The organism is Flavobacterium sp. DSR3-2, assembly GCF_049896525.1.
GTDB lineage: Bacteria > Bacteroidota > Bacteroidia > Flavobacteriales > Flavobacteriaceae > Flavobacterium.
This window is the reverse complement of sequence record NZ_JAFCUM010000002.1, coordinates 156793-181045: the sequence shown is the minus strand read 5'-3', so window position 1 is coordinate 181045 and position 24253 is coordinate 156793. Positions and strand designations below refer to the sequence as shown.

Annotated in this window: 21 protein-coding genes, 1 tRNA gene and 2 pseudogenes; 14 read left to right on the top strand and 10 right to left on the bottom strand. The window is 34.1% G+C overall.

The annotated features are described in order from the left end of the window. Positions 1–204: 204 nt before the first annotated feature. A pseudogene (locus ACP7AV_RS04380) lies at positions 205–804 on the bottom strand (IS91 family transposase); the annotation flags it as partial. 401 nt (positions 805–1205) lie between these two features. Here ACP7AV_RS04380 and ACP7AV_RS04375 point away from each other — a divergent pair. Further along, positions 1206–1883 carry a CPBP family glutamic-type intramembrane protease gene (locus ACP7AV_RS04375; RefSeq protein WP_426090908.1) on the top strand — a complete coding sequence of 226 codons (678 nt, stop codon included), beginning with the start codon at positions 1206–1208 and terminating at the stop codon, positions 1881–1883. A gap of 223 nt (positions 1884–2106) precedes the next feature. Here the strand turns inward: ACP7AV_RS04375 and ACP7AV_RS04370 are convergent. After that, a pseudogene (locus tag ACP7AV_RS04370) lies at positions 2107–2677 on the bottom strand (IS91 family transposase); the annotation flags it as partial. A 317-nt stretch (positions 2678–2994) separates the two neighbouring features. Between ACP7AV_RS04370 and ACP7AV_RS04365 the strand changes: the two are divergent. The 13 genes from ACP7AV_RS04365 to ACP7AV_RS04305 all read left to right on the top strand — a co-directional run bounded on the left by ACP7AV_RS04365 (position 2995) and on the right by ACP7AV_RS04305 (position 15040). After that, positions 2995–4512, top strand: coding sequence for a glycosyltransferase family 39 protein (locus ACP7AV_RS04365; protein WP_426090907.1), 1518 nt, complete (start codon positions 2995–2997; stop codon positions 4510–4512). A 1478-nt stretch (positions 4513–5990) separates the two neighbouring features. Further along, positions 5991–6182: a pyridoxamine 5'-phosphate oxidase family protein gene (locus ACP7AV_RS04360; protein ID WP_426090906.1), complete on the top strand. Its 192-nt coding sequence runs from the start codon at positions 5991–5993 to the stop codon at positions 6180–6182. A 204-nt stretch (positions 6183–6386) separates the two neighbouring features. Continuing rightward, positions 6387–6527: a hypothetical protein gene (locus tag ACP7AV_RS04355; protein ID WP_426090905.1), complete on the top strand. Its 141-nt coding sequence runs from the start codon at positions 6387–6389 to the stop codon at positions 6525–6527. A 104-nt stretch (positions 6528–6631) separates the two neighbouring features. Continuing rightward, positions 6632–6871 carry a 4a-hydroxytetrahydrobiopterin dehydratase gene (locus ACP7AV_RS04350; protein ID WP_131477599.1) on the top strand — a complete coding sequence of 80 codons (240 nt, stop codon included), beginning with the start codon at positions 6632–6634 and terminating at the stop codon, positions 6869–6871. Between the two features lie 251 nt (positions 6872–7122). Further along, positions 7123–8304, top strand: coding sequence for an NAD(P)-dependent alcohol dehydrogenase (locus tag ACP7AV_RS04345; protein ID WP_426090904.1), 1182 nt, complete (start codon positions 7123–7125; stop codon positions 8302–8304). 27 nt (positions 8305–8331) lie between these two features. Further along, the gene (locus tag ACP7AV_RS04340) at positions 8332–8466 is read left to right on the top strand and encodes a hypothetical protein (RefSeq protein WP_426090903.1); all 135 of its coding nucleotides are present in this window, start codon (positions 8332–8334) and stop codon (positions 8464–8466) included. A 151-nt stretch (positions 8467–8617) separates the two neighbouring features. Continuing rightward, positions 8618–8854 carry a 4a-hydroxytetrahydrobiopterin dehydratase gene (locus ACP7AV_RS04335; RefSeq protein ID WP_426090902.1) on the top strand — a complete coding sequence of 79 codons (237 nt, stop codon included), beginning with the start codon at positions 8618–8620 and terminating at the stop codon, positions 8852–8854. A gap of 5 nt (positions 8855–8859) precedes the next feature. Then, positions 8860–9423, top strand: coding sequence for an NADPH-dependent FMN reductase (locus ACP7AV_RS04330; RefSeq protein ID WP_426090901.1), 564 nt, complete (start codon positions 8860–8862; stop codon positions 9421–9423). A gap of 947 nt (positions 9424–10370) precedes the next feature. Then, entirely contained in the window at positions 10371–10946 is a 576-nt protein-coding gene (locus tag ACP7AV_RS04325) for a hypothetical protein (protein ID WP_426090900.1), read from the top strand. 768 nt (positions 10947–11714) lie between these two features. Continuing rightward, positions 11715–13166: a flavin-containing monooxygenase gene (locus ACP7AV_RS04320; RefSeq protein ID WP_426090899.1), complete on the top strand. Its 1452-nt coding sequence runs from the start codon at positions 11715–11717 to the stop codon at positions 13164–13166. Between the two features lie 133 nt (positions 13167–13299). After that, on the top strand, positions 13300–13671 hold the full coding sequence (locus ACP7AV_RS04315; protein WP_426090898.1) for a hypothetical protein: 372 nt from the start codon (positions 13300–13302) through the stop codon (positions 13669–13671). Positions 13672–13747: 76 nt separating this feature from the next. Continuing rightward, positions 13748–13927, top strand: a complete 180-nt coding sequence (locus ACP7AV_RS04310; RefSeq protein ID WP_426090897.1) for a hypothetical protein — start codon at positions 13748–13750, stop codon at positions 13925–13927. Between the two features lie 204 nt (positions 13928–14131). Further along, entirely contained in the window at positions 14132–15040 is a 909-nt protein-coding gene (locus ACP7AV_RS04305; protein WP_426090896.1) for an NmrA family NAD(P)-binding protein, read from the top strand. 405 nt (positions 15041–15445) lie between these two features. Here the strand turns inward: ACP7AV_RS04305 and ACP7AV_RS04300 are convergent. The 8 genes from ACP7AV_RS04300 to ACP7AV_RS04265 form a co-directional block, all read right to left on the bottom strand. Then, a tRNA-Glu gene (locus tag ACP7AV_RS04300) sits at positions 15446–15517 on the bottom strand. Between the two features lie 173 nt (positions 15518–15690). Next, complete coding sequence (locus ACP7AV_RS04295) at positions 15691–18336, bottom strand: multicopper oxidase domain-containing protein (protein WP_426090895.1); 2646 nt, start codon at positions 18334–18336, stop codon at positions 15691–15693. Positions 18337–18374: 38 nt separating this feature from the next. Beyond that, positions 18375–20912 carry a heavy metal translocating P-type ATPase gene (locus ACP7AV_RS04290; protein ID WP_426090894.1) on the bottom strand — a complete coding sequence of 846 codons (2538 nt, stop codon included), beginning with the start codon at positions 20910–20912 and terminating at the stop codon, positions 18375–18377. A 77-nt stretch (positions 20913–20989) separates the two neighbouring features. Beyond that, positions 20990–21283 (bottom strand): heavy metal-binding domain-containing protein, encoded by a 294-nt coding sequence (locus tag ACP7AV_RS04285; protein WP_426090893.1) that lies wholly within the window; start codon positions 21281–21283, stop codon positions 20990–20992. Positions 21284–21393: 110 nt separating this feature from the next. After that, positions 21394–22107 carry a DUF3347 domain-containing protein gene (locus tag ACP7AV_RS04280; protein WP_426090892.1) on the bottom strand — a complete coding sequence of 238 codons (714 nt, stop codon included), beginning with the start codon at positions 22105–22107 and terminating at the stop codon, positions 21394–21396. A gap of 94 nt (positions 22108–22201) precedes the next feature. Next, positions 22202–23011 carry a hypothetical protein gene (locus ACP7AV_RS04275; RefSeq protein WP_426090890.1) on the bottom strand — a complete coding sequence of 270 codons (810 nt, stop codon included), beginning with the start codon at positions 23009–23011 and terminating at the stop codon, positions 22202–22204. Continuing rightward, positions 23011–23541: a heavy-metal-associated domain-containing protein gene (locus ACP7AV_RS04270; RefSeq protein WP_426090889.1), complete on the bottom strand. Its 531-nt coding sequence runs from the start codon at positions 23539–23541 to the stop codon at positions 23011–23013. Before ACP7AV_RS04270 ends, ACP7AV_RS04275 begins: the two co-directional genes overlap by 1 nt. Before the next feature lie 6 nt (positions 23542–23547). Further along, positions 23548–24018, bottom strand: coding sequence for a TlpA family protein disulfide reductase (locus tag ACP7AV_RS04265; RefSeq protein WP_426090888.1), 471 nt, complete (start codon positions 24016–24018; stop codon positions 23548–23550). Between the last annotated feature and the right edge of the window lie 235 nt (positions 24019–24253).

Genomic DNA, 24253 nt, shown 5'->3' with positions numbered 1-24253 from the left:
AGGATTTCGTTGCGTGCGAACCACCAACAATGAAACCCGTGTTGAACCTAACCGATTTCCTGCCATCAACACTATGGAGTTATCGTAAAGATTGTAGCGGTATTGTCAAGAGGATTTTGTTCCTCTTTTTTTGCGTAGTGGTTTCAGCTTGGTTTTTTTCATATTTTCCTTCACTTTTGAACATAAATTCCCTTACCCGTAAAATTAGTTTTCACAAGCAATAACGTTTTGGCTACCGCCAAGATACCAAGCAGGCGGACCGCGCTGGTCAAAAACTGCTATTCGGTGTAAATTGCCTGTTTTACAACAAGGACACTTGGGTAAAAAGGGCTTCTTTTCTGCTTTTTCTAAAACTTTTACCTTAAGTTTTTCCTGTAAAAGTTTCAGCTTTTGACGCTTCCAAGTGCTGCTCAAAAAACCATAATGACGGATTTTCACACCCGAGCCCAAAGGGCGAACTGACGAAGTAAATCGTTTGGGCAAAATATGCAACGAAAACCGCCTGATAAACTCCCGGTGCGGGAGAGTCATTTATTTTTTAACGGTAGCTACGCGGTAATCCTTGTAATCAAAAGTCACGTTTTGCTCGTTAATGCTCTCGCTTCTATTATTACTGATGGCGATTTTATGGCTTTATCGTCCCAAATATTCCACCACCGATTTTGGACTTCCAAAAGGTTTCTTGGCAAATACCACCCATGGTTTTTGAAATAATTCCGGCCGGATTTATTCATATTGAGTAGGCGATTTCGCTTTGAGTTTTTCGCAATATTTAGCCCTAAAAACTTTTGACAAGACCTTGACTAATGTCAGCTTGATTTTTTCAGCCTACAACCTGCGCCGAATATTTAAGTTAATAGACCAAAATCTATTAAAACATTGGCTTTGTATTTTGGGGTTTTAAAAGCAGTTTTTAACGCTTTTTACGGATTGTTTTGTTTTAAGAATAAAAAATGCTTTTTTCAAGAAAGAATTTTAATTGTAGTTTAAATCATATATATTTACTTACTGATCAACTAAAATGAGTTCGTTTGAAGGTTTTTAGACGAACTGACGTTAAGAGTAATTCCTCCAAACTACCACCCGAAATAGGCAATCTAACTGCAGAAAAGTGAAAAATAGAAGAAATCAATAAGAAAAAAAAATGCTAATTTACAAAATACTAATTAAGATTTGGTTACGGTTTTAAAAATATAATGTGATAAATGAACAAAAATTTTAAGAACCTTTTAAGTAAAGATTTTATATGCTTTATAAAAAATCCTAATCAAGTTTTTCATAGTAATTTCAAACAGGATTTTATAATATTCGTAATACTGACATTTTTTAATTTTTTTGGTTTATTTGTAAAAGGAATAGTCACAAAAGAACCATTTATAGAGTCGAGTGACTTGCCTAATTTTACTTTTTCAAAAATTTTTCCAATTATTTTCTTAATTCCTTTAATTGAAGAATTTGCTTTTAGAGGTTTTTTACAATTCAGATCAAAATTAATATTTATTATTAGTTTGATTTCTTATATAATATTATTGATAACTTTTGTTAGTAATTACACGATAAAAGCAATTATGGTAATAGTGATGATAATTACTGGATTATTATTCCTATTATTTAAAAATTGGTATCCGTTACTAATTAATTTTATTACAAATAATTTAAAAATTTTAATTTTTATTTCGTCAATATGTTTTGGAATTATGCATTTGACAAATTTTGAAAATTTTGAATGGATTAATTTGATAAGTATTTTTGAGAAAATAATCAGTGGAATATTCCTTTGCTATATCACTCATAAATATAATATTTTGCATTCATATTTTTTTCATATTTTAAATAACTCCATACCTTTTATATTAGTTATGATTTATATTTTATCTCAATAAAGAACTACCGCCAACAGCTAGGATTTCGTTACGTGCGCAGCACCAACAATGAAACCCGCGTTGAACGGAACCGACTACCTGCCGTCAACACTATGGAGTTTTCGTAAAATTGTGAGAGAGGAGTATATGAGAATTTGGCCCTCTGTTTTTTTGGATTAATTTTAACCTTGGTTTTTTTCATATTTTCCTTCACTTTTGAACACAAATTCCCTTACCCGTAAAATTAGTTTTCACAAGCAATAACGTTTTGGCTACCGCCAAGATACCAAGCAGGCGGACCGCGCTGGTCAAAAACTGCTTTTCGGTGTAAATTGCCTGTTTTACAACAAGGACACTTGGGTAAAAAGGGCTTCTTTTCTGCTTTTTCTAAAACTTTTACCTTAAGTTTTTCCTGCAAAAGTTTCAGCTTTTGACGCTTCCAAGTGCTGCTCAAAAAACCATAATGACGCATTTTGACAAACCGTTTGGGCAAAATATGCAACGAAAACCGCCTGATAAATTCCTGATGCGTAAGTGTCATTTGTTTTTTAAAGCCCGCTACTCGGTAATCCTTGTCGTCGAAAGTCACGTTTTGCTCGTCAATGCTCTTGATTCTATTATTGCTGATGGCGATTTTATGAGTGTATCTTCCCAAATATTCCACCACCGCCTTCGGACTTCCAAAAGGTTTCTTAGCGAATACTACCCATGGTTTTTGCCATAATTCCGGCTGGATTTGTTCGTATTGGGTAGACCATTTCGTCTGGAGTTATTCGAAATATTTAGCACTGAAAAACTTTCGACAAAACCTTGACTGATGTCGGTTTGATTTTTTCAGCCTACAACCTGCACCGAATCTTTAATTTAATAGACCAAAATCTATTAAAACAATATTTAAAAGTATTGGCTTTGCTTTTTGGGGTTCTAACACCATTTATTACAGCTTTTTACGGATTGTTTTATTTTAAAGATGAAGAATGCCTTTTTCCAAAAAGAATTTCAATTGTAGTTTAAATCATATATATTTACTCAATGATTAACTAAAATGAGTTCGTTCGAAGGTTTTTAGACGAACTGAAAACATAGGAAATGCGAGATTGACGTGGAAAAAAAAGAAAATCAAAAACAAAAAATGACAAAACAGAATAAACTAATAATTGCATTTTTTTGCATAATAAAACTAACCCTTCATTTAATTGCTGATTATCATTCGGGTTTTCAAGGTGACGAATTATTACATATCGAAACCGGAAAACATTTGGCATTTGGTTATATGGAATTCCCACCATTAATAGGAGTGTTAGCATTTATTCAAAATATTTTTAATTCCAACTCTCTATATATTCATCATTTATTTTCTCATATTTCTTGCATTTTAATAGTTATTTATGTTGCAAAAATCACAATTGAATTAGGTGGTAAAAACAAAGCATTATTTTTAACTTTATTATGCATAATCATTGCGCCAGCATTTGGACGTACGCAACAACTTTTTCAACCTGTTGTTTTTGGACAACTATTTTGGACTTTAGGTTTTTATCAATTAGTTCGTTACACAAAATACCTTGACCAAAAATATTTAACCTATTTAACATTTTTTGCATTAATCGGTTTTTTATTCAAGTATGATATTCTGTTTTTTATTTTTGGTTTATCTTCATTATTCTTTTTCAAAAGAACAAGAGAAACAATTTTGAAACAAAATATTGTGCTACATATTGCAATTGCTCTTTTAATTGTTTCGCCAAATATTTATTGGCAATACGTAAACAATTTTCCAGTATTGCAAATGTTTAGCCGATTATACGAAACGCAATTAGATAAAATTTCGAGAATTGATAATTTGAAAAATTTAATTCTTGCAGCCAATCCCATTTCACTAATTTTGATTTTTCCTGCAATATTTTACATGTTCAAATCTAACAAAGCTGAACTTTATAAACCATTAGCATTTTCAATTACTTTATCCTTTCTTTTATTGATATTCTATAATGGGAAATCGTATTATTTCTTTCCAATCATTTTAACAATTTTGCCCTTTGGAGCAATATTTTGGGAACAAAAAGTAATTCAAAATCATAAATGGGTTATGTTTCCCGTAACATTTCTTTTGTTTTTAGGTTCTATATTAATTTCATTCGGAATGCCCGTTTATACCTTCAATCATTATTTGCATTCCATTTACAAATATGAAAAGAAAGATATTATTGGAGGAAAATATGGTGTGAAATATGATGAATATTATACGCAGGAAAAATGGAAAAAAACAATGAGCGAATTAAAAAAAGTTTTTGATAGTTTACCAGAAAATGAAAAGCAAAATTGTGAAATTTGGGGCAAACATTATGCTCAAGCAGGAGCAGTTAATTTATTTGGGAAAGAATACAACTTACCAAAAGCATTTTCATATCACGGAAGTTATTATAGTTGGACACCAGGTGGAGAAATGCCAAATACTGCAATTGCATTGAGTTATCAAGTTGGCGAATTTTTCAATCCATATTTTGAAAAAGTAACTCTTGTCAAAAGTATATATAATCCATACGCAGACAACGAAGAAGAACTGTATCAGAGAATATACATTTGTAAAAACCCAAAACAGAATTTTGAAAAAATGAAAGATTTATTTAAACATCGAATATTTGAATAAATAAAAGCACTATTTCCTAACAGCTAAAGTTTCGTTACGTTAGCAGCACGAACAATAAAACTCCTGTTAAACAGCCTGTCCCGTTTTTACGGGAGAACCGATTGTACGTCCGTTAACACTAAAAAGTTTTCGTAAAATTGTGAAAGGGGATTATAAGAGGATTTCGTTTTCTTTTTTTTTATGAACTATTTTAGGTTTGGTGAAGTGTTTCCCTTCACTTTTAAACACAAGTTCCCTAACCCATAAAATAAGTCTTCTTAGGAAATTGCGTTTTGGCTGCCGCCAAAAAACTTAAAGAAGGATCACGTTGTTCAAAAACCTTTATTCGGTGCAAATTGCAAACTCTTCACAAAATGCACTAAAAATGCCAAAGGCAGACTCATTAAACGCTCCCAACTCGCCCATTTGATTTATCAAAACAAGGTTAGAATCGGAAATAATTATGAAGTGTAAGGCAGAAGGCAAGCCATCGTGGAACATCCCTACAGAGTAATAAAACGCCAATGGGATTTTTATTATATCATAACTAAGAAAACCATCAAACGTGCCTCAGCTAATGTTGGATTAATTTTTTAGCCTACAACCTGCGTCGAATATTTAATTTAATAGACCAAAATCTATAAAAACAATATCTAAAAGTATTGGCTTTGTTTTTGGGGTTCCAGTACCAGTTTTTAAAGCTTTTTACGGATTGTTTTGTTTTAAGAATGAAGAATTCTTTTTTTTAAAAAAAATTTTAATCGTAGCTTAAATCATATATATTTACTTACTGATTAACTAAAATGACTTCATTTGATGGTTTTTAAACGAACTGACGTTATGCGCTACCGTAAAAAACGTATCAATGAAATTTGTAAAAAAGCCCATCATCTTCAACAAATAAAACACATCTTCATTTTTTTTGTCATTACACAAAACTGGATAAAAAAAATTAAAGAGTGTTTTTGCCACCCGATAAAACAAAAAAACGTAAACAGTCCTGAAAAATGAAGCTGTAATAGTTTGCCATTTTTAATTCTATTGTGGTTTATAAACCAATGAACTCATTCCTCATTTAAAACGTGTGAATTATGAAATTCATTTAATAAATTACGTAATAATCTGATTACCAATTACCCCTATATTTATCTTTGAGAAATCTAAATTAAAAATCAGGAAATAAATATTAAAAAACAAACCACGATATTTCGGTTAGCAGACACAAACATGTACTTGCATTATTTGAGAAAGTAGTTCTAAAAGGTGATGATATTACCATGAAAACAAGGGCGAGTGCAACTACTTCTGCAGTCCGCACAAACCTTAATCATTCTTTAATTAGATAATAAAAATGTAATTATTAATTAATAAAAAAAAAGTAACATTGAAAATCTTAGCAAAAAAGTAGCATTAATAAACTAAAAAGTTTAGTTGATAATATATTTATTTGTCTATTCTGTACCGATTTACAAATAGATGATGGATCTACTTGACAAATTATGTTAGTAATCAAAGTTTGTAATCAGGGAAATATCTGGTTCTTTGGTAAAAAGAGCAGTGATAAAAATAAAGCAATTGCTGCAGATAAAAATGTACAGCTCTTTTTTGCGCATCCTGCAGAAACCAATTACTTAGTGGTAAACGGTGAAGCAGAAATAATTTTAGACAGAGAAAAAATTAAAGAATTATAGACATTCATTGCAAAAATTTGGTTCAAAAAAGATAAAGAAGACCCCAATATTTCCATCATTAAAGTAATTCCAACCAAAGATTACTGCTGGGATACCGGACTAAACAGAATGATAAACTCTTTTAAGATCGTCGCATAGGTTGTCACAGGAAATAATTTAGTTACGGGCACTCAAGAAACTATCACGATATAAAAATTTAAACCAATGGCGACAGCAAAAAAAAATTCTTTGGTAAACAATATCAATAAGAAAAAGAAAGAAGGTACTTCTAAGTCTAAAAGGAAATCAACCGTAAGTAAAAAAGCTTATGATGATATGAAAAAAAATTGGGGTAAGGAAACATAACAAAAGTTAAACCTACCTTGAAAAAAGCCTACTACAACAAATTAAAATTTATCAGCCATTTAATGCCGTTCAAGTTATAAAATCAATTCAAAAAATAAACTATTATGTGGAAAGAAGAAAACAATCAATTAAAACGCAGTTTTGAATTTAAAAACTTTGTAGAAGCTTTTACTTTTATGACCAAGGTTGCTTTTGCAGCTGAAAAAATGGGCCATCATCCCAATTGGAGTAATGTATACAACAAGGTAGAAATCTTGCTATTTACACATGATGCCAAAGATAGCATTACCGAAAAAGATGTAAAACTTTCAAAAGAAATAGATAAAATTTTCGATAAAGAATAATTATGAGACACATTGCTATCGTTTCTTCCAGCGTTATAGAAGGGAGAAAAAGCAATGATTTATCGCTTTATTTTCAAAATTATTTTAAGGAAAACAAGCAGGTAAATTGATTTGAAAGCCCTTAACTTTCCTCTTTTTGAAAGCATCTTAAAAACATTAATGACATCATCTTTCAACAAATCATTTCAAAAGTAAAAGAAGGAGAATTTAATATTTCCAAAATTAAACGCACAAAACAAAAATAGAGGAGTATGCAAGACAAAAACCATCAATCAAGACGAAAATTTATTCAGCAAACTTCCATTGTAGGAGCAGGTGTGTTGCTGGCAAATCCACTTAAACTTTTTTCACAAACAAATAAAATAAACAAGATGAGCAAGAATATAAAATCTAAAGGTTACGCCGGCAAAGATGAACAGGGAAAATTAATTTCTTGGAATTTTGAACGAAGACCAGTTGGCGACAATGATATAATGATTGACGTCAAGTTCTGCGGAATTTGCCACTCGGACATTCATACCATAAAAGGACATTGGGGAAAGCAGCGATATCCACAAGTTCCAGGACATGAAATTGCAGGAATAGTGTCAGAAGTCGGAAAAAATGTAACTAAGTTTAAGGTGGGAGACCAAGCGGGTGTGGGTTGCATGGTAAACAGTTGCATGAACTGTGAAAGTTGTAAAAATGGTGAAGAGCAACATTGTGAAACCACAGGCATGGTAGGCACTTACGGCACGCCCGAAAAATCATCACCAACAGGAATTACACAAGGCGGATACTCCACCAATATTGTGGTAATCGAACATTTTGCTATCAAAATCCCTAAGAACATAGAATTGCAATATGCAGCACCTTTGCTTTGCGCAGGAATTACTACTTATTCACCATTAATGAAAGCGAAATTCAAAAAAGGAGATAAAATTGGTGTAATAGGCATCGGAGGTTTAGGACACATCGCAATTAAATTAGCTGTTTCAAAAGGTGCGGAAGTGTATGCTTTTACAACCTCGCCTTCAAAAGTAAATGATATCAAAGGTTTTGGTGCAAGAGAAGTTATTGTTGTGGACTCGGCAGATAAATTAAAACCATGGTTTGGAAAAATGGATTTTATGATTTCAACCGTACCTTATGCCTATGAGATGTCAGATTATATTTCATGCGTTAAACCGTATGGTTTTTTCACTCAAGTAGGACAACCTATTAATGGAGAGCTGATGATCAACAATACCAATATGATTTTTAATAGGGTAAATTTCAATGGTTCGTTGATTGGTGGCATTCCAGAAACACAAGAGGTAATGAATTATTGTGCAGAAAATAAAATCTATCCGCAAATACAAATCATTAAAGCGGAAGAAATAAATGACGCGTGGAAAAAGGTGGTAAACAAAGAGGCCCGTTACCGTTTTGTAATTGATACAGCAACAATCTAATATTTCAACAAATAATAGATAATAATCATGGCAAAGAAGAAAAAAGACATCCAAAAACCCAAAGACAAGCAGTCGAAAGATCCTTGCTGGAATGGATACAAAAAAGATGGAATGAAAACAAAAAGTGGAAAAAAAGTGCCAAACTGCGTTCCTAAGAAATAAACATTTATTCCTAAAAGAAGAGTAAAAGTTGAAGACCAAGGAGTATTTGTCGTATCCTTTTTTTTCAATTTTTGACGGTTACGATTTGTAATGTCGAACACCGATAAAAATGATTTGCCATTGCAGTAAGTGAAGTTAAAAAACAAGCCATATGTGGAAAGAAGAAAACAATCAGTTAAAACGCAGTTTTGAATTTAAAGATTTAGTAGAAGCTTTTACTTTTATGACAAAGGTTGCTTTTGCAGCTGAAAAAATGGGTCATCACCCCAATTGGAGTAATGTGTACAACAAGGTAGAAATTTTGCTATTTACGCATGATGCTAAAGATAGCATTACCGAAAAAGATGTGAAACTTTCAAAAGAAATAGATAAAATTTTCAAAAAATAACAATTATGAGACATATTTCAATCATTTCCTCCAGCGTTAGAGTAGGACGAAAAAGCCATAACGTATCGCTTTATTTTCAAAATTATCTTACTGAAAACAAGCTGGCAACAAGCGAGATCATTGACTTAAAAAAGTATAACTTCCCCATCTTTGATGGCACCTTAAAAACAATGATTAATCCAGCTGAAAATGTTCTTGAATTTGCAGATAAGATTAAATCATCAGATGGAATAATCATCGTTACACCGGAATATAACGGGGGCTATCCCGCAAGTTTAAAAAATGCAATTGACCTGCTTTACGAAGAATGGAGACACAAACCCGTAGGTATTGTTACCGTTTCATCTGGACCTTTTGCTGGTAATCAAGCCCTCGTATCACTTCAGTTTACACTTTGGAAAATGATGGCTTGGACGATTCCTGCCATGTTTTCTGTTCCAACAGTAGATAATGCCTATGATGAAAATGGAAAAGCGTTGGACAAATCCAATTCCGATAAATTGGCAGCAATTTTTATAAAAGAATTACTCTGGTGTATTGAAGCCGATAAAGCACCTAAACATCAGTAAGACATATAATATTAACTTCTAATTACTAAAATTATGGCAATTCAAGCACCGATCCTGCTACCAACAAAGTGGCTAAAACATTTGAAGAAATAACTGAAAATGCGATCGAAAAATCCATTGAAAAATCAGGATAAAAATTTGCGGCTTAAAAAAAACGCCTTATTCAAAAAGAACAGAATTGTTACACAATATGGCTAATTTGTTAAAAGAAAAAAAGCAAGAGCTTGCCAAATAAATCACCCTTAAAATGGGCAAGTTAGTTGTTCAGGCTGAAGGAGAAATTACACCAAGTGCAGAAATATTTGATTATTATGCTTGTAATGTGAAAGCATAATAATCAATTAAAATATGAAACCAGATAGTGCGAATTTGCAATCTGTGTCCACAAAGTTAAGCGCTTAATCAAATGAAAATACAAGATGTGATTGCTTCGTTCCTTGCAATAACTCTCAAACTCTCATTTTTCATTTTTTTAGCAATGATAGCAGATTAGTAATTTTTTCACCTATTGTACAGCGACAAATAAAATCTCTATTTTGAAAATTTCAAACAGGTAAAGTAAAATATAAAATCATTGATCATTTTGACGGGCACAAATTGCAAATCCACATTAACTGATGTAAGATTGATTTTTTCCGCCTACAATCCGCGCCGAATTTTCAACCTGATTGATCAAAATCTATTGAGACAATATCTCTAAGTATTGTCTTTGAATTTTGGGACTTTACGAGTGATTTTTAAAGCTTTTTACGAACTTTTTTATTACCACAACGAAGAATACTATTTTCCAAAAAGAATTTTAATTGTAGTTTAAATCATATATATTTACTAACTGATTAGCTAAAATGAGTTCGTTTAATGTTTTTTAGACGAACTAGCGTTAGCGGTCAGGCGATGCACAACTAGGAAACTATTAGAGATTAGAAAACCTAAAAAAAGGTAAAAAAATGACAGAAAAAGAATTTTTTAAGATCGGTTTATATTTCACTACAATAATCACAGTTGCTATCTGGTCGCTTTTAATTTGGGATCATTTCCATGGTGGTGTACCTAGTCATCACATGCTACAAAATGAAGACTTACCTGAATTTTCAAATTGGTTGGGAGGAATTTTAATTCCATTGCTTACGTGGTTTCTATTTTACAGAGTACAAAAGAGAATTGGAAATGATTTAACTGTTTTTAAGTTCTCAGTAAATATACTTTATGCTTTCATTGCTGCATTATCTTTTAGTTTATTACTATCTGTTTTTTTTACTTTAGGATATTCAGAAATACCATTTTATATGATTGTCTCATTGCTAGTTCTTACACTCTTTTTACCTATTTATAAGGCTGAGTATTTTCTAGGATTTGTTATCGGTATGACATTTACTTTTGGCGGCGTGCTTTCCATTGGAATAATATCAATTCTTAGTTTAATTGGAGCGATTTTATATCGGATAGTTAAACCAGGACTACTCTTCATCATAGCAAGAACTTCATATTTAATCTCTTCAAAAAAAAATACAAAGACATTATAAAAAACGGAAATCAGGACATGCCCGAACCGCTAACACACGGTAAGCTCCATTGCCGATTTTTCACTCGCCGGTACTTCTTTTTCAAGAAAAACTTCTAACTTGTCGAAAGAACTCATCTCGCTTTAATCGGCAACGAGAGCCTAGGGAGAGACCGTTAACCGTCAATTTGCAGAATCAAAGAAACCACATAGAAAATATGAAATCGAAATTTTTATTCATTTTACTAATTGTTTTAAGCAATCCCATTTTTTCTCAAGAAAAAAAGGAAGTAATCCGATGGCTTGGAAATATACTCAGTTTTCTTGTTAACTTACAGCGCGGTTATGTAAAACGTGACTTCCAATTGGTGATTAAAACTTAATCGGCAGGGAACAGAAGAAGTAAATCTAACAAAACTATTGAAAAAATCTGACGTGATAACGTAAGAAAGCTTTGCCGTTGTAAGGGGATAGCTTTTCTGACTTGCTTTATTTTCCCTCGTTGGAGGGCACGTTTTGCAAAACCGCGCTATTCTTAGTGACGACATATCTGATAGGTTGGGAAATTTTAAAAGCCAAATTATTAGCTTGACAAAAGAATGACCCCCGGCGTTACAGCGTGTTTATTCAAAAATAAATTTGTCGTTCAATCCTAATAAAAACCCATTTTTTTCCACTTTAAAAGGTTTTCATATCAATTACAAACACCGTTACTTAAGAAAATGTAATGGTGTTTTTTTATTGCTACAATTTTGTATTTTGCAACAGCATTTAATTCTAAAATAAAAACATGAATACCGATCGTATAGATATTGTTATAATAGGAGCAGGATTATCCGGTATAGGCGCCGCGTGTCATTTGTCACGCAAAAATCCAGACAAAAAATATGTTATTTTAGAGGCTAGAGCGGAACTTGGAGGTACCTGGAGTTTGTTTCAATACCCCGGAATCCGTTCTGATTCGGATATGTATACTTTTGGCTATTCCTTTAAAACATGGGAAGACCAAAAGTCTTTCGCTGACGGACCTTCTATTTTAAAATATCTGAATGAAGCCGCAGACGAATATAAAGTGCGCGCGCATATCATCTACAATCAACGCGCTCTTTCTTATAACTTCGATACAGAAAAAAAATCATGGACGGTCACTACCGTAAATACCGTTACGGAAGAAGAAACAGTTTATAGGTGCCAGTTTATCTTTAGCTGTAGCGGCTATTATAATTATAACAAAGGATACACTCCTGAATTTAAGGATCAATCCCGTTTTGAAGGCAAAATTGTCCACCCTCAAAAATGGCCTGAAAAATTAGATGTTGCCAATAAAAAAGTGGTTATAATTGGCAGCGGCGCCACTGCTGTAACCATCCTTCCGGAGCTTGCCGCCGAAGGAGCACAAGTTGTCATGCTGCAACGATCGCCAACCTATATTGCTGCTTTGCCCAATAAAGACAAAATTGCTGCTCGCCTCAAAAGCCTGTTCCCAAAAAAAGTAGCCTATAAATTGATTCGTTATAAAAATATTTTTTACGCTATCGTCTTTTTTAATCTGTGCAAGTTCTTTCCGGAAGCAATGAAAAAATTCATCATTAAAGGGGCTAAAAAAGCTTTGGGTAACTTTCCCGTGGACCCTCATTTTATACCCAATTACAATCCATGGGAACAACGTTTTTGCATTGCGCCAAACGGAGATTTTTTTAGAGCCATAAGAAAAGGGAACGCATCGGTAGTTACTGACCATATCGATTGTTTTTTAACAAATGGCATTTTACTAAAATCGGGGAAGACAATGGCCGCCGACATTATAATTACCGCAACTGGACTTAATTTAGTGGCGTTTGGAGGCGTAAAAATTCAACTGGATTCGCAACCTTTTGATGTTTCTAAATCTTTTGTCTATAAAGGCCTCATGTTAAGCGACCTGCCCAACTTCTTTATTTTTGTTGGCTATACCAATGCTTCGTGGACGTTGAAAAGTGATCTTACCAGCGAATATATATCTCGGGTTTTAAAATATTTGGACAAACACCATTATAAAGCAGTGCAGGCAAAAGTAGTCGAAACAAATTTAAAACCCGTTCCACTACTAAACTTGAATTCCAGCTACATCAACAGAGCAGCGAATATGCTTCCTAGTCAGGGAAACAAAGCACCTTGGCGTGTTTATCAAAATTATGTGCTGGATTATAAAATGCTTCGCTTGGATGCCGTTAAAGATAAACGACTTACGTTTTTCAAATAAAGGAGGTTTAAGAGTACTGGACAGTATAGAATTATATATTAATAATCCGAAAAGAAATGGTATTTTAGCTCCAAGATCCTAACAAAACATAGGAACGTCATATCACATATTAATAATTTTCAAATTAAATAGATTGAAAAAATATTTAAAATATCTCATTTCACTCTTTCTGGCTTTTGGCCTGATTGCAAATGATGGTGCTTTAGACTCTCAATCAAATCCAGCAGATTACTATCAATTCTCGAACGTAATTCTTAGAAAAGAATTAAACTATAAGGGTTCAAAATTATGTGCGTACCACAAAGCAAATCCCTCTGAAAAAACATCATTCCTATTTCACTTAGTTTATCTCCAATTTCAAGATAGTTATAGTCTTCAAATTACGGTTCTACTTAAATTACAGACGTTGCTTTATCAAAAAGTAAGTTCATTTGCATCTCAATACATTTTTATAAATGAGATGATCACTTCCCGAAACTCCTATAAAAGTTTATACACAGCCTAGATAATTCTTTCTATGCATTTATGCAGTTCCTTGCATAAAGATGATACCAAATGTCTAATCATTTATCATTTACAAAATGTATAAACAGAAAAACAAAGCACGTTTAGAGCAATCTAAATGCCCTGTTCTTTGGGTAAAAAGAAAAATCATGCTACTTATTACTGCATTTATGATCGGAATGTCAAACGGAATGAACGACCGCGATCATACAATTAACGGGAATCAAAATCACACGGAACAGCTTAAAAAAGATTAATTTAATTGATTGTGAATATGTTACGCTACAGCCGATTGCTTAAATTTACAATCCATTCTTTTTTATAAAAAACTAATTACAATCTAAATCATCTATATTTACGTTGTATTTAAAAGCCGAGCAACCCAGTTTATCGGTTTTTAGGCGAACTGACGTTGATTTATTGGAAAATCTTATAGCGGACAAAATAAAATAGAAAAGAAAATGAAAAAAATAATTTTAGTAGCAGGTGCGACGGGTAATTTAGGATTAAGAATAGTAAAGGCTTTAGTAAACAAAGATACCGAAATACTTGTGGTTGTTCGTTCGAACAGTGATATTGAAAAAATAAAAGTACTTGAAAATTTAGGTGTTAAAATTTATAAGGTGAGTGGTTGGAATTTGGAAGAATTAAAAACTTCTTGCGTTGGTGTTTCCTGCGTAGTTTCCGCTTTAGCCGGATTGCGTGAAGTGGTTGTAGATGCCCAAAAAGTTTTGCTAGATGCAGCCATAGCAGCGGGCGTTCCTCGCTTTATTCCGTCAGACTACTCTTTAGATTTTACTAAGTTTTCATATGGTGAAAACCGAAACTTAGATCTAAGACGTGAATTTCACGAATATCTTGACAAAATGCCTATTGCTGCAACTTCAATTTTTAACGGAGCTTTTACTGAATTGCTAATAGACGAAATGCCTATGATTCTTTTCAAGCAGAAAATAATTCTATATTGGGGAAATAAGGATTACAAATTGGCCTTTACCACAATGGATAATACCGCAGAATTTACAGCTAAAGTTGCCCTTGAATCAAACACTCCTCGATATCTTAGAATTGCAGGTGATCTAATAAGTCCGCGCGAATTAAAAGTAATAACTAGTCAGCTCACAGGTCAGAAGTTTCGCTTATTTAGACCTGGCGGACAAAAACTTCTTGCTGTAATTATAAAGATTGCACGAAGATTGGCACCAGGAAAAAAAGAACTTTACCCGGCATGGCAAGGAATGCAATACATGCACAATATGATAGATAAACGTTCAAAAATAGCAAAGCTCGATATTAACCGTTACCCAGAAATACAATGGACAACGGTAAAAGATTTTTTATTTAAATATCAAAAGGAAAAAAGTATGTAATGCAATTGAAAGTTACGTTAGGTAGCGAATGAAAAAATTAAGTACCGCTACAAGCAGATTTACAGTAGTCGAGGTTTCGTACCCAACTCCACAAAATATACATTAAAAAAACAAATTTGTTGCATAAGTTGCGCAAATGTCTTTGACTTTGCGCCAAAAATTAAAAATAAATGATACCGTAAATGCAAGGTTTTAACAGCAGATATTATTTGTTACAAAGCCCCGAAACTAAACACAGCATGGTGCAACCTTAAATAGAGCAACCTGTTTCCTAATACTACCTTATATTTCTAAAATTTGAACTATTTTATTATTTTATAAAATTCACAAAAAGAACAGTCAAAACCAATAAAAAAAGCCTCAAAAAATAATTTTCGAGGCTTTTTTAGCTTGTGTTTATGAATGTAGCCCGTAGCGGAATCGAACCGCTCTTACATGGATGAAAACCATGCGTCCTAACCGATAGACGAACGGGCCCTGTTTTTCTATTTCGGGTGCAAAAATAACAATATTTTTGAGATGCACAAAGCCAAAACCAAAAACCTTCCAATAAAAACAGCCTGTATTGAACTTGTGAATTGTAATCAATTCAGAACTAACACTTACCAAAATAAGTTTGCTTTTTTATGCAAACTTATTTTGAGAATTAATTAATAATTCAAACTCACTCCAAAACCCATTCCCATATCACTGTCATAATGCGTTGTAATTCCAAAATTTCTCTTAACAATATAACGCAATCCCGCCATGTATTCTTTATCGGTATTCCACATTAAATTCATGCGCAATCTTTTGGAAACCGGAATATCCATCCGTTCAAATTGCAATCTGAAATTTCCGTCGGTATAGACTTCAGCTTGTGCTTTGATCAGCAAGGGTAAGGTATATTCAACTCCGGCACTGAAAACAGCCCGATTGTCTTTGGTATTGGTTTGACCAAAAAGATTTTCTTCCATTGCTCCCATTTCCATTTTTCGATACCGCCAGTCAAAACCGATGAACGGCATTAACCATTGCATTTTCCCGATGTATCGTCCAATGTGTGTTTCAGTTTCATAACCGTGTTCATCGGTATATCCCAAACGCCATTCGGTACCAATACTCCAACGCGTGTTTTGAATCATCAGCATTCCATCATTTCCGTTGGTGGCAAAATCATTTTCGGCCATCACACGAAAAGCTCTGTCATCAGCGAATAATTTGCGTTGCGCCAATTTTGGATTTGGAATCAAAGGATTGGGCTCTTGATTTTCATAGCTAAAAACACGACCCATTCCCGCCATCATGTGATAGAGAATGTGACAATGAAAAAACCAATCGCCTTTTACATTCGCATTAAACTCAATCGTATCGGTTTCCATGGGCATAATGTCAATGATGTTTTTCATGGGAGCGAACTCGTCCTGACCATTCAGGACTCTAAAATCATGCCCGTGTAAATGCATCGGGTGGCGCATCATGGAGCCATTGAAGAGTACAACTCGAACATTCTCTCCTTTTTTAATTAAAATTTTATCGGCTTCAGAAACTACTTTATTGTCCAGACTCCACACGTAGCGATTCATGTTTCCTGATAATTCAAACCGCAGTTCTTTTACCGGCGCGTCTTTTGGCAAGGTTGTTTTAGTAGGTGATTTCAGCATGGCATAATTCAAGGTAGTAATATCAGATAATGCATTACTATTATAATCCTCCTCAGTCATTTTCATGCCATCCATCTTCGGAGAGGTCCCCTCCATTTTCATTTTTCCCATATCATGAGACGAATGATCCATTTCAACTTCTTTTTGTGTTCCTTCTTTAGCATCTATCGGCCCCGTGATTTCTGGATACATTACTACATTCATATCCATTTGGTTCAGCGACATTTTCATGCCCATATCATCTAAATCGCCATTCATTTTCATCATGCCGTTCATCATTTTCATCCCTTCAAAATATTTTAATTTAGGCAAAGGCGACATCAGTTGTTTTACACCGTCCCCTAAATATAACGAAGCGGATTTTGTCCGATCTTCAGAAGTGACTAAAAATTCAAAAGCGGTCTTTTCGGCAGGAATCGTCACGACAACATCATAGGTTTCAGATACCGCAACAATCAAACGATCCACTTCAACGGGCTCCACATCATTTCCATCACTGGCAACAACAGTGATTTTTCCTCCCGCATAATTCAGCCAAAAATAGGTCGAGGCACCGCCATTGGCAATCCGCAACCTCACTTTATCGCCCGCTTTGAACTGCGAAAGTTGAGTTTCATTTTTACCGTTAATCAAAAACTTATTGTAATAGACATCGCTTACATCCATCGCATTCATTCGTTTCCATTCGTTGGCAACTTTGGTCTTAAAATGTCCCGCTCTAATGGCTTCTGCATAACTTTGTGTAGTTCCTTTTTGAATCGCAAACCAATCGGTTGCGTTGTGCAGCATCCGATGGACATTTTTTGGATTCAAATCCGTCCATTCACTTAAAATGATTGGTACCGTTGGTAAATCATCAATTCCTGTTCTAAAAGTTGGGTCTTCATTTCTTTTATTCATGATAAAAGAACCATACATACCAATTTGCTCCTGCAAACCCGTGTGACTGTGATACCAATGCGTTCCATGTTGAATTATAGGGAATGTATATTTATGTACCGTATGTGGTTTAATTGGCATTTGGGTCAAATTGGGCACACCATCTTCTTTATTAGGCAAAAACAATCCGTGCCAGTGCAACGAAGTTTCCTCATCCAACTCATTATGCACATAAATTTCGGCAATATCTCCTTCAGTAAAAGTAAGCGTTGGCATCGGAATCTGTCCGTTTACGGCAATCGCTCTTTTGGGTGCATCGCCAAAAGTGACAATGGTGTCTCGAACATATAAATCATACCGAACCGTTTTGGGCGGTGCGTTTTTCGCTGTTCTTTTAACCGGTTCTTCTATAACTTTAGCCTTTTCTGAGGGAACAATTGTGTGATTTTGATGAGAATCATCAGTTGTTGCTTTAGTTTCAATAACGGTTGTTTTTACAGGTACTCCTTGTTTTACAACTGGTTTTGCCACCTGCTTTTTTGGAACAGATTTTTTTACCGATTTGGCTTTTTCCTTGATTAAATCCATGCCACACTTTGGACATTTTCCAGGTTTATTCGCATGAATTTCCGGGTGCATTACACAAGTGTACGTTGCAGGTTGTGCCTGAAGAATCAATGCTTTTCTGGAAATGGCATTTCCACTTTTATTTTCTGCTATTGCAAAAAGAGGAATAAGCATCAGAAATAAAATTAATAAGATCGTATTTTTCATATTTTCTAATTTATAAATAAACTTTTAAATATTTTCGTTTAAAGTTTTAGACCACGCAATCTTAATGCATTTGCAATTACTGAAACCGAGCTAAAACTCATGGCCAAAGCCGCGATCATTGGCGAAAGGAGCACTCCAAAAAACGGATACAAAACACCCGCCGCAATGGGAATTCCAAGTACATTGTAAAAAAAAGCAAAAAATAAGTTTTGTTTTATATTTCGCATTACCGCGTGACTTAAATTTTTGGCTTTTACTATGCCTTGTAAATCCCCTTTCACCAATGTTATTTTCGCACTTTCTATCGCCACATCAGTTCCGGTTCCCATGGCAATGCCGACATCAGCTTGCGCCAAAGCAGGAGCATCGTTGATTCCGTCGCCTGCCATAGCTACAATTTTTCCTTCAGATTGCAATCGTTTTATTTCTTTCAGTTTGTCTTCCGGCAAACAACCCGCTTTGTAAGAACTTAAATTCAGTTCCGCTGCCACAGCCTTTGCCGTATTTTCATTATCGCCTGTAAGCATAATTACTTCCACACCCTGACGGATTAATTCTTTTATGGCTGTAACACTTGTTGCTTTTATCGCATCTGTAATTGATACAAATCCCACTGCAATTGCATCAACTGAAATGTAAGAAACGGTTTTCCCTAGTTTTTGTTGAGCAATAATTTGATTTTCGAGCTCTGCAGAAATCGTGGCATTCACTTGTTCCATCAATTTTTTATTTCCCAACGCTACTTTTTTATTAGCTACTGTTCCAATCACGCCTTTGCCTGAAATTGCTTCAAAATCCTTTACTTCTATTAAAGTGACTTCTTTCGCTTTCGCAAAATTGACTACGGCTTGCGCCAAAGGATGTTCGCTGTACTGATTTAAAGATGCGATGCTTTGCAATAGCTCATTTTCGTCATTTTGCATGGAAAATACTTTTTCAACAGAAGGTTTCCCTTCGGTAATTGTTCCTGTTTTATCGGTAATTAAAACATTTACTTTGTTCATGTTTTCCAGTGCTTCGGCGTTTTTTATCAAAACTCCCGATTGTGCCCCTTTCCCAACACCAACCATCACTGACATTGGCGTAGCCAAACCCAAAGCGCAAGGACACGCAATTATCAATACCGCAATAGCGTTGATAAATCCATAGACCATTGCGGGTTCAGGACCAAATTGTGACCAAACAAAAAAGGTTATTATGGAAACTCCAACTACAATTGGTACAAAATATTTAGCGATTTTATCCGCTAATTTTTGAATAGGTGCTCTAGAACGACTCGCGTCATTTACCATCTTTACGATTTGCGAAAGCAAGGTTTCCGAACCAACTTTCTCGGCAATCATTACAAAGGATTTATTTCCGTTTATAGTTCCCGCTATAACGGAATCCTCTATTTTTTTATCAACGGGAATAGGTTCTCCTGAAATCATCGATTCATCAATAGTACTTTCTCCATCGGTAATTTTGCCATCCACCGGAATTTTATCTCCCGGTTTTACACGCAACAAATCTCCTTTTTTGATATCATGAATTGAAATTACTTTATCAGCTCCATTGCTAACTAAAGTGGCTTCAGTTGGCGCTAATTTCAACAATTCTTTTATCGCACCACTGGTTCGACTGTGCGCTCTGGCCTCAAGTAATTGTCCCAATAAAACCAATGTCAATATGACTGTAGTTGCTTCGAAATAAAGCGAGACCGTTCCATTATGTGTTTTGAATTCGTCGGGAAACATAGCCGGGAAAAATAATCCAAATAAACTAAATAAGAAAGCGACTCCAGCCCCAATTCCAATCAACGTAAACATATTGAGATTCCAAGTAACAATAGATTTCCATGCACGCTCAAAAAACATCCAACACGCATAAAAAACGACTGGAAGCGACAAGATTAGTTGTACCCAATTCCACTTTTCTAAATCCATAATTTTCATTATTGGATTATTCGGAATCATATCTGACATCGCAATTATGAAAATGGGAACAGTACAAACTACCGCTATTTTCATTTTGCGCACCAAGTCATTATAAACCTTATTTTCTTGAGAATCGGTGGGTTCCATTGGCACTAAATCCATTCCGCAGATGGGACAAGAACCCGGACCTTCTTTGATAACTTCGGGATGCATGGGACAAGTATACATTGTTTTACTACTTGCCAATTCTGCTTCTTTAACTAAATCCATTCCACAAACCGGACAATCTCCCGGCTTATCATACACCTTTTCACCCTCACAATGCATCGGGCAATAATATGTTCCCGATACATTATTCGGTGAAGTAACTTTTGACTCCTCTGGTAGTTTATTCGAACCGCAACATGCTTTTATTGGAGGTTTATTTGGTAGTTCTAAAACAGTATCGATTGGGGATTCCATAGAAATGGAATATTTGCCAGCTTTGGAAAGCGTTTCTTGTAACTGAACTAATGGGATATGCTCTTTCATTATTAAGGTAGCAATTGGCGGATCTAAAGAAACAGTTGCTTCAACTCCCGCAATGCTATTTAATGCCTTTTCAACTGATGAACGACAGCCATTACATGTCATTCCCATTATATGGTAATCATGTTTCATTTTAGTTTATTTTAAATCAACCTTACCGTTTCTTGAGTAGTAAAGTTGTTTAGATTTACATAAGGCAAGATCCTTATTTATTTGCTGCTTTTTGTGGCGGTTTCAATTACTGGCTCTGTCAACTTCATACCACATTTTGGGCATTTATCATTCAGTTTGCCTTGCACTTCGGGATGCATCGGACAAGCATACATTGTCACAGTATTTTTCATCATTAAGGAATCGTTCATCATCTTGTTACCGTCAGAATTCTTCATTGCTGAACTATCTTCCATCATAGGCGAATCAATAGTTGAATTTTCTTTATTCTTTTGGTTACAGGAAACCATTACAATAGCCGTCATTAGGGCTAAAAAAAATATATTTTTCATCGAATCTATTTGTTAATTGCAGATTAATTTCCACCATTAAAATTTACAAAAAACATTGGTTAAAAAGTTGTATTTTTATTACTCTAAATTACATAATTCACATGTAATAGTTAGAGCAACGCTTGTACCATTCTGCCACAACTTAACATCTCAGAACCGTAATAAGGGTTTTTAACATCTTTGGTTTCGCTTATCCAATACCCATCTTTTCCTTGATTGTACATTGGACAATAATCCTGATATAATTTTTGATCAGTTCCAAAAGTTTTTATCAAATCATGTACTTCTTTACTCAACAAAGCAAAATATTCTCTTTGACGCGCTATTTTACCGGCGTTTTCACCAATATCTTTGACATGTTTCTTTGCATTTACAGCAATTTCATTGTACTTATTTTTCAGCTTTGCATTCAAAATGGTATTAGAATTTACTTTTTCAAACGTGGCATACAAAGTGTTTCCAGCTTTGGCGGCTCCATTAGAATCATCTTTTACCAATGCATTTTTTAGCGTTAAATAACTGCTTACTATTTCATTAATAGTAAACGAAGTTGCAGCGACTGCGTTTTCCGTTTTAATAGCAGTCGCACTGGCATCATCTTTTTCTGTTTTTGGCATTTGCACCACTTTTTCTGTTAGTTCCATACCACATTCAGAACATTCTGCACCTTTTTTGCCAGTGATTTCCGGATGCATCGGACACGAATACAATTCCGCAGTTGTTTTGACTGCAACTGATGAATCAGTTTCCAATGCTTTATTTTTTTGGTTACAAGAAACCGACGCCAATGCTAATAAGATTATTGATAAGATTATATTTTTCATTTGAATAAATTATTTATTGATGAATGTTGTGGCAAATTGCGATGTTGTTTCACAACTTTTTTTTAAATTTATTTGGTAATGATTATAAATTATTTCATTTTGAAACATTGAAAAAATTATATTCTAAATTCAGATAAAATCCATTTGGCGCAGAACGCAACATTGAACTGTATAATTCGTGCCTGTAAGCAACATCTATTCGCGCTTGGCTGTTTATAATAAATTGAATGGAAGGCACAATATCCAAATATGATTTTCCATTTTCGTTTACGGTTTGACCAACAAGCTCTAGCATCGTATTAATATTCGTTTGTTTAAAACTAGTGTATTTTTTTGGATACATCAATTTTCCAAACGACAACGTATAATTAGTGGCGTTATCGCTTTGTGCAACAGGAAATCTATAATTCGGCTTGTTATCAAATGCTTTTTCAAAACTAACGGAAGCACTGATGGCTACCCTTTTTATAAGCTGCGTAGCCACTATTCCCGTTTCAAATCCAGTATTATGCCCCATAATTTCTATTTGTTCCTGATGGATATCGGCATTGTTAAAGCTGTATCTTCCAAATGCTGCCATCCTAAAATGACTCTGCAAGTCATCCGTGGAAAGGAAACGATATTTAGTGTAAAAACTAGCGCCTTCTGTTACCAATTTATTGCTTCTACTGCTGACAAACATTGATGTTCTAACCATCAAATTTTTATTGACACCCCAAGTAACTTCAGGCATAAAATGGTAACTATATCCTGATTCCATTTGTTCTTTAAAAATCGATTGCCCCAAACGAATTCCTAGTGAACCCGCAGGAACATTGCTTGCCGGATCAGTAACCACGAAAAGTTCCTGACCCGATATTCCCTGAACAAGAAAAAACGTAAATACGATTAAAAATTTTCTCATTAAATTACAGTTTTGATGTGGTAATCATCTTCGTTATCTAATGGATATGATGCAGTTTTTGAAAACGTTTTAAGCAGTTTTTTATGCTCTTTTTGAGTGACATATCCTTTGTCAAAAATCTTTACTTTAGTTTCTCCGGTACTGTTTTTAAGTTCTTCATTCAATAAAACGAAAGTGGATCCATTGACTGAAATCGTTTTATCACTTCCAATTTCTAAGCTGTTTGTAGGCATTGTTATTATTAATGAGCCGATAAAGAAACCAGCTTTTTCAACTCCTGCTTTTAATACTCTAGGCATTATTTTACTTTCTTTTTTAAAATAAACCGTAAAAGTATTCGTATTCAAATCAGTACTCACGCTATCCACACCAACGGTTGCTTTCAGTTGTTTATTTATAGCATTAGAACACATAGAACACGTTAAACCTGTAGCAATTATTTCTGCTTTTGAGATTTGAGAATAGGAGTTTACACTTGTTATTAAAAGTAAACAAGCGATACCAATGAATTTTAATTTTATATTTTTCATTTTGTTTTATTTTTTTATTTGCATTATTATTTGTTCCTCCGTAGGATTGATGGCAACTAATTTTCCTGATACATCATATAAGTAGGAATTGGGTAATTCTTCTACTCCAAAAAGTAGTGCTGATTTCGCATCAAAACCTTTAGCATCAATTAATTGCTCATACTCTAATTTATCTTTTTTAATGGCATTCATCCATTTCGTTTTATCGGTATCCAGTGATATACCAACGATTTCCAAGTTGTTAATTTTATATTGATTGTATAAAGGAGCTAGCTTTTTATTGGCCAGTCTACAAGGCGCGCACCAGGAAGCCCAAAAGTCAATTAAGACCGTCTTCCCTTTCAGAGAAGCCAAATTTATTGTTGTTTCTTTATTGTTTTTGAGTTCAAAATCAGGCAAACTGTCTCCAATTTTCATTTGGGCAGTTGCAGTTGAAATACTGATTAGTAAACTGAAAAACAGCATTATTTTTTTCATTTATTATAGTTTTTAACCCGTTGGGTGCAATTATTTAAAATTTAGAACTCCGAAAAGAATTTAAAAATAAACACATAGATAAATAGAAAAAAAGAGCAGGATAGCCAAATTCTTGGGCAACAAAGCTGTGTTTTACCATAATAGAGTGAAACGTCTTAATAGAAATACATAAAAACTATGTTTCTATGCGTTAAAAAAAAGAAACTTGAGTTACACCCAACGCTTTTTTTAAATA